Annotated in this window: 12 protein-coding genes; 11 read left to right on the top strand and 1 reads right to left on the bottom strand. The window is 39.1% G+C overall.

Going from position 1 to position 7,105, the window contains the following annotated elements:
• Positions 1-186: 186 nt before the first annotated feature.
• From C7R91_RS29110 to C7R91_RS29060, 11 genes are all read left to right on the top strand, one after another.
• The gene (locus C7R91_RS29110; RefSeq protein WP_236697878.1) at positions 187-531 is read left to right on the top strand and encodes a stalk domain-containing protein; all 345 of its coding nucleotides are present in this window, start codon (positions 187-189) and stop codon (positions 529-531) included.
• 363 nt (positions 532-894) lie between these two features.
• Positions 895-1,329: a hypothetical protein gene (locus C7R91_RS29105; RefSeq protein WP_047070369.1), complete on the top strand. Its 435-nt coding sequence runs from the start codon at positions 895-897 to the stop codon at positions 1,327-1,329.
• Between the two features lie 146 nt (positions 1,330-1,475).
• On the top strand, positions 1,476-1,679 hold the full coding sequence (locus C7R91_RS29100; RefSeq protein WP_083995094.1) for a WYL domain-containing protein: 204 nt from the start codon (positions 1,476-1,478) through the stop codon (positions 1,677-1,679).
• Positions 1,680-1,754: 75 nt separating this feature from the next.
• On the top strand, positions 1,755-1,964 hold the full coding sequence (locus tag C7R91_RS29095; RefSeq protein ID WP_047070370.1) for a hypothetical protein: 210 nt from the start codon (positions 1,755-1,757) through the stop codon (positions 1,962-1,964).
• A gap of 297 nt (positions 1,965-2,261) precedes the next feature.
• Positions 2,262-3,293 (top strand): hypothetical protein, encoded by a 1,032-nt coding sequence (locus tag C7R91_RS29090; RefSeq protein WP_047070371.1) that lies wholly within the window; start codon positions 2,262-2,264, stop codon positions 3,291-3,293.
• Entirely contained in the window at positions 3,244-3,969 is a 726-nt protein-coding gene (locus tag C7R91_RS29085; RefSeq protein WP_047070372.1) for a hypothetical protein, read from the top strand. The genes C7R91_RS29090 and C7R91_RS29085 overlap by 50 nt, the downstream gene beginning before the upstream one ends.
• 304 nt (positions 3,970-4,273) lie before the next feature.
• Complete coding sequence (locus C7R91_RS29075) at positions 4,274-4,543, top strand: YolD-like family protein (RefSeq protein WP_047070373.1); 270 nt, start codon at positions 4,274-4,276, stop codon at positions 4,541-4,543.
• A 6-nt stretch (positions 4,544-4,549) separates the two neighbouring features.
• Positions 4,550-4,756, top strand: coding sequence for a hypothetical protein (locus C7R91_RS29070; RefSeq protein WP_047070374.1), 207 nt, complete (start codon positions 4,550-4,552; stop codon positions 4,754-4,756).
• A gap of 25 nt (positions 4,757-4,781) precedes the next feature.
• On the top strand, positions 4,782-4,949 hold the full coding sequence (locus C7R91_RS30030; protein ID WP_488175057.1) for a hypothetical protein: 168 nt from the start codon (positions 4,782-4,784) through the stop codon (positions 4,947-4,949).
• Positions 4,950-5,481: 532 nt separating this feature from the next.
• The gene (locus C7R91_RS29065; protein WP_052773404.1) at positions 5,482-5,901 is read left to right on the top strand and encodes a hypothetical protein; all 420 of its coding nucleotides are present in this window, start codon (positions 5,482-5,484) and stop codon (positions 5,899-5,901) included.
• Between the two features lie 13 nt (positions 5,902-5,914).
• Positions 5,915-6,748 carry a peptidase gene (locus C7R91_RS29060; protein ID WP_236697879.1) on the top strand — a complete coding sequence of 278 codons (834 nt, stop codon included), beginning with the start codon at positions 5,915-5,917 and terminating at the stop codon, positions 6,746-6,748.
• Positions 6,749-6,929: 181 nt separating this feature from the next.
• Here C7R91_RS29060 and C7R91_RS29055 read toward each other — a convergent pair.
• On the bottom strand, positions 6,930-7,105 hold a 176-nt coding region (locus C7R91_RS29055; RefSeq protein ID WP_146142153.1), incomplete at its 5' end, for an IS3 family transposase.

Genomic DNA, 7,105 nt, shown 5'->3' with positions numbered 1-7,105 from the left:
GTATACAAGGCGTTGCGTACTTTCTTTGGAAAGAAGGAAGCTGTGAAGTAATCGGTAGAAGCAACCGGGCGAGAAAGCGTCCGGTTGACTTCTATTTGTTTGCATGAGCCACATGAACAAAATGTGAGGGGGGTTATAAATGTATCCACAAAAGCATCGGATGCGCAACACGGGAGCCTTCACTCCATGAAGCAGGTGCTTGGTCACGAGGAGTACCCCGGCTACGCGTGGAAAAACTGTCCTGCATTCCCGATGGGCAAGTTTCGGTCGGATTATTCACAGTATTTACAGAAGCCTGTGGACAAAGCGGACAAGCCACAGCAAGTGCCGGTTGCTATCTGCCTAAAAGGTTCTTTGGTGCAGGTGACGGGATTCTTACAGGACGGCGTATCTATGCTACCAGTCCGAGCGGTAGCCAATGCTCCTGGTGGCAAAGTGGAGTGGATCGAGGCTACCCAAGATGTGCGTGTAAACGGCAATGACCTAAATGAAAAGCTCATATCGGGTTCGGCTTATGCCTCCTGCTCGTGAGTTGGCTGCCGTGTTTTGTCTACAGGTTGAGTGGGATGGAAGTACAAATACAGTAATATTGAGAGGATGAGTGCTTTGGATAAGGCAAACAAAAAGAAACAGGAGTTTTGATGATTGTTGGTGGTGTTCTTGCAATTGCAGGAGCAGGTTATGGGCTACTGTCGGATGAACAAGTCCAGGCTCTCCAACAGGCTTTTGAATTAATCATAGGTGCATTCTAAAAGTGATAGCTCTCCTACCGGATAAACGGGGGAGGGATTTTTATATTCTATTCTTTATAAATAAAAAAAGTAAATACTTTACAATTTTGGGATAAAATGGTAACATAAACTTGTAATCTAGAAAATAATGGGAGGGAAACTTATGAAAAGGTTCAAACCTATGTTAGTAGCTTTGGGTTTATTTACTGCAATTTCGTCTGTAACGGCAGGTGGTGCATTGGCAAATGAGAATTGGATTGTAAACTCTAAATCTTCTATACAATCTGTAAAAACTTCCTTCAGATTTGATATTAACAGTCATCTTGAATCTGATCAGTTTGATGTAGCTGAGGGTGAAACTATTAAAGTTACAGTTGTACAATGGTTTTCGGATAGTAAAGCAACAGGAAAGCCAAAGGTTTCGTATAAACTGTATGAAATAAATAGTACTGAAGCAAAAGGTTCAAAGTTAATTGAAGGTAGGTATACAAATACAAACACATCGTTTGAATTTCCAAATCTAAAAAAAGGAAAGTATTATATTAAAATCATAAATGAATCAAACTTTGCGGTAGCTGGAAACGGGTATGTCGAGTAATAGATGCTAAACCGCTGTATAGGGGCTGTCTCAAAAGTCGATTTTCCGACGTAGAGACGCCTCTTTTTTTGCTTGCATGTTCGTATTGTGTTCGCATATAATACAAACAAACGTTCTTATTCGGAGGCGAACAACTTGATTAAGGACTGCAAAGAGCAATAAACCAGCAACTGCACATTCAGATTATTTACCTCGGAAACAACAAGAAGTCGTCGCAGCGTACCTTACGACCACTGGCGATTGTTGGCGACAGAATGAAAGCTTATTGCCTTACACGAAAGGCGCCGAGGTTTTTTGTCATCGATAACATTCTTGCTGTTGAACCGGTGGTGAGCAGCCGTGCTATCTGATATCGAGCGGAAAGTCTTGCGAGTGATCGGCAACTATTCGGCAGGGCGGCGCAGGACTCCAACAGTAGACGAACTATGTATCAAGACTGGAGACGGAGCAAGGGTAGGTTTAGTGTCGTTTTAGAGGCGATCTACAGTCTTGCAGCCAAGGGTTTACTGAATGATCCAGAAGATTGGAAAAAGCGATTGACTGATGATCCAGCAGGTGTACTGAATGAATTGCCTTGGCTCATGTTTACGATGCTGAATCGGGTGACGGTTATCAACTATCCGAAAAACAGGTAATTGTTCTTGGGTACCAAAGGAAGATGATGCTTTAACTATTGAAAAAAGAAAAAGGTACTGATGGAACTGACATTCCCTTCTTGTGTAGTGATTTGCAAGAGGGGTATATCAGTTAGGAATAGTAGTTTTGTACCATAAATAGTAAAATGTAAAAAAAAGACATGAAGGTCGCCCCTCCATGTCTCATTTATTTGGTTAGTTAAAGTATACAGAAAAGAAAGGGCAGCATATGTCCATTTTCTTACTTTAAAAAGATGTTTGAGTCGAGAGAGGGGCCTTCGATCAGGAGGACATTAGATGAGCACCAAGTTTGTAAAAATCTATGGATTCGAGATCATAACACCAAAGTTCTTTGGTAACGGCTATGATATGGAAAGGTACGATCATGACCAGATGGAATACTTCTTTAGTGAAATCATGAATCTAAAAGAAAGAAAACGGGTTTTCCATTACAAAGGAAAAATGATTAACTTGGTTTCGTGCAAACAAAGTAGTGATGCTGATTTTATGGAAGGAGTATTTACTTCTGCAAAATTCGGACAAGAACAAGATATCATCAATGTTTATGATCAGACTACAACTGGACAAAAAGGAAAGAACGAGGGAGTTAAGAATGAAGTTCACTTCGTTCTCCAAAAGAAAACCGGACTGCTCTTGGTGCAATATGATGACCAACGTGTAGTTTCGAGAGATTTGATTAAGCGATTCTTTGATAACCATCTACCTTTAATGGACAGGTATAAAAGCGAGTTTAAAAAGGTAAATAAGCCGTATGAGATTCCTAAGTCATTCCTTCAGATAAAGACGCTACCATCTAAACAGTTTTTTGATGAATTAAGACAAATGGCCACAATTAAGGAGGCATATGTATTAGCAGATCTTTCGAAAGGAACTAATAATCAAGCTGTAGAATTTCTCCGAAATGAGGCGCAAGAGAACGAAGTAGATGGGTTCCAACAAATTAAAATATCCCTGCTAAATAAAGTAAAGAGAACTGGAATACGCCATATTGAGGACTATTTCAAAAAGATGTTAGAGTTGGAAGCATATGATGGGTATGGAGTATCAGGTATAGCCCATTCAGGTAAAACAAAAAATCTAACAATGGCAAGAGTTCCGCATAACTACGATATTAACGTTTCTGTTAACACAGTAGGCTTAATTAGTGTTAGCGAACTAATATCCCAAATGGTGTACATTGCAAAATACGACAATCCATTGGCAGGAAAGAATGATGGAGTTAAGCCGTTAAATAAAGTTAATGTAGGTGAAGAAATTGATGAAGAGACGGAAGGTAGTTCCAATCAAAAGAATGAGAGAATCAGTTAATAAGGATACGCAAGATATATTGTTTAGTTATTACGGCTACTCCAGTCCTCAAGAGCTTAGATTTGATTGGGGGTTACCTTTATTAATAGCTGTCATATCATTCCTTCTATTGGGATTGGTATCTAAAAATACAGTCATTATGAATACTTTAGTCGATATAAATTCGGCTTCTTTAAATGTAATGGCTATACTAGCTGGATTTAACACTGCAAGTTTGGCTGTAATAGCTTCGACGAATCAAGAGACATTAAGAAAATTATTTTCAGTAGGTGGAAATGCAACCACTGTTAAGAAGGAAGAGGTTGAACAAAATAGACTGAGGAAAATTTTAGGTAAAATTATTTTTGGTAAAGAGATCCTTGACTTTGAAAATTCAAGTGAGGGAAACAACCACAATATACTGAAGCAAGTTCTTACGTTCTTTAGTTACGCTATCGTTATACAACTAATAATTCTAGTATTAGGTTCGATATTTGTTGTTTTAAACAAAAACTCCCAACAGATTTATACGGTCATAGGATTTATAAATACTACATGGGCAAAAGTAATTATTTCATGTCTTGGAGCTATATGGTTTACGATTATTCTGCATAGTCTGCTTGTTTCAATTCGGAATGTGTCACTGCTATACAGGTATATCCTCTATCTTGCCAAACAAAGTAAACAAGAGTCATAAAAAGTCTATGTTTGACTCTTATTCAACTATATAAAATTATTTGCCTCCAATTAATGGAGGCATTTTTCATTTCATTTGCATGTTCGCTTTCTGTTCGCATATAACGCAAACGAACGTTCCTGTTTGGGGTGGTTGTGCAATGGAAAGAATAAACACTGTTATTGATGGCCAACTTCAATCTGTTCCCGTTGTAATCAACAGTCATCCCGTCACAAGAGCAAGATTCGAACAGGAGCAAGTCCTGGATACGCCCCTGACATACTTCGGGACTTGATCAAGGCAAGATTGGTGGAGGAGACTGCAATTGAGTTTGTTGTATGAGAATCACTATGAGCAACTAGTAAATCCACTACCTTCGATCGATCCTGATTCACTGGCAGAAATGAACGTCATCATTTATGATTCTGTGCGAAAAGACTATGCGATCAATGTTAGTTGGCACGAGGACTGTATCCGCCGAGAATGGGGCGTGGTCAAAGACATCGATCGAATTGAGAACAAGATCGAGCTTGTTCGGGTTCATGGTGTGTGGTGGGTGCCCATTGAAAAAATGTTGCAGGTTGAGCAGGTGTAGTGGACAATGATTCAAACTGACCAATGGCGTGAAATCCTGCATGAAACGATCCTGTACGGTTTGCTGTTTAAAGCACTAGCTCTGGATGCAAAAAGGTTAAATCAACATCAGCTCAAAATGTCATACCGTCCGGTGTTGGATACCATTTCAATGTGGGCGGAGCGGAAACATCATGGATATCGTAACATGGATATCGTAACATGGATATCGTAGCCAATTTGGTCGGCTAGGTGGAAAAATTCATGTACAGAAGACAACTGATGGCTTTCTATACTCTGTAGTTGTGACTGTCCGTGGCCGACAAGAAGAATGCATCTACAACGTGTCGCACCTAAAAGCTGAATGTCAGGTTCGGCTTAACAATTATCTGTACAACGCCAAGCAGCAAGCGCAAGGGCATGCATAGACTGAACAGAGAGATTATAGCAGCAAACAACTCGCCAGGCTTAATGCATAGGCGGGTTGTTTGCTACACTGATCGATGAAGATAGTTAGCGGACATCGAAGTTCAAGACATTTGTATCCGGGGAGGGAATTTTTGTTTGTAGCACTTCTGATATCAAAATGATACGAGAAAGGGACGGTAAATCCCAAGCGCTTGGAGATGTTGTGTTTCGTGGAAAATGTAATCATTTTGTGAAACACTGTACAAGCTATTTCCGTCAATTATAAGAGGAGGTGTAATTTGGATAACATAACTAAATTAGAACTTTATATGAACAACACAATTCGACAGCATTCCCTACAATAACTGTGTTAATCTACCAAAGTAAGTTATATTCTGTTAATAAAACCAAATTATGGTTTATTATTAACTATGAGACATTGAACTTTCTTGTGCTGATAGCAGAGACAGATTTTTTGAACAAATCCTTAGCACCTGCCGGTCATCCGTTGTATTAATTTAGAAAGCATCAAAGAAAGGGAGTGTGTTGATTATGAAGAAGAAAAACATCATAGTTATTGGCGCAATATTGGCGCTAACTACAGTTGCTACACCTACTGTATTTACTATAAATCATGCAGCAAACACAGATTCACCTCCTAATTATCCGGTCAACGAACAAGGACAAACTTTTGGAAGCGGGCCTTTCCCTGAAGGACCTTCACAAGAACCAGACTTGATTGAGGCGAAGGGAGAAAATGGGGTTGAAGGATATGTAAAATCTTCCGATTTGAGTCCAACGGTTTCTTCGCCAGAAGAGGCTATTGCTTTTCAAAAATCCAAGGAGGCTACCGGTTACAGATCGATCCCTCTGTATGAATTAGATGGAAAAACTGTAATCGGCGAGTTTAGATTGTATTCTTCAAATGGGATTAATGAAATTAAACATAATCCAAAATTCAATTATGATTGAGGAGGAACGCGCATTGAAAACAACGAAACAGGTAACCAAACAAATTAGTAAAATTTTAAAGGTATGCACTTTGTCAGTGACTTTGATGTCAACGATTTTAATGTCAACATCAGCATCTGCTGAAGGCTCATATGTTGAGTCTGAGCCTTATAATACATCAAAAATCAATGGTTATTCGTATTCTTTTACTTCTGGGATAGTTAGAAATGATATTAATCGCCCAGCAATTAAAGCATTCGCCTATGTTCATAATAAAGCTTCAGGTTCAGGTAATGTTCCAATAGGATATATGGGCGGACAAGCAGTTCTATATACTTCTGGTGGACAATTACATGGCGCGAGTGATATGAAATATAACGATGAAGAGGTTTGGGGTTTTCATGTGTATTCTCCTGTGTCAGAATCGACAGGAAAGTATTATTCTCAAAGTAGAGCAGAATTCTATAATGGAGATGATTACGATTACTTTACGGGAAAGAAATCTCCCATTATGACAATAAACTTGAATAAAGGAGTTTTGGTGGATGTAGAGGAGGCGGATTTACAGGAATTGATGCTGGAGGAGGAATACGATGTAAACAGTAAGGGAGAAACTTATGGTTCATTATTATTAGAAAACATAATAGGTGAAGAACCGGATTTAATTTCTGCAGTTGGAACTGATGGAGTTGAAGGATATGTTAGAGCGGATGATCTAACACCGGTTACCTCAATTAAAGAGGCACTTGAGCAAACAATCGAAAATGGTGAAGTTCGCACTATTCCCCTCTATGACGTAGATGGCGAGACTGTAATTGGTGAATTTAAGTTGGAAACAAAATTTGAATATATCACTGATACTGAATAGTAGATATGCGCTCCATTGTCTGGAGGGCATTCTGATTGTTCAATTATCAAGTATCATAAAGTAAGATAAGAATGACCCGTTCCTGCTTTAAGGAGACGGGTTTACTTATGATTTAGGAAAAAGCCCTCTCCAAACTATGGTCAAGACCCCATTTCGTAGACGTTTAGAAAGACCCCGGCCGTCAGGCCGCAAACTGACGCCTAAATTCACTAGGCGTCAGTTTTTTTAGCTTCAGTTGAAGACGCTGCTCATTGTAAAAATGTATATAATCCTCAATTCTTCTTTGAGCATCTTGAATATCTCGTATATCATAAGGAAATAGAGCTTCGGTTTTCAAATGAGAAAAGAAGCTCTCCA

The sequence above is a fragment of the Brevibacillus formosus genome (assembly GCF_003013405.1).
Lineage (GTDB): Bacteria > Bacillota > Bacilli > Brevibacillales > Brevibacillaceae > Brevibacillus > Brevibacillus formosus.
This window is presented reverse-complemented; position numbering and strand designations above follow the sequence as displayed.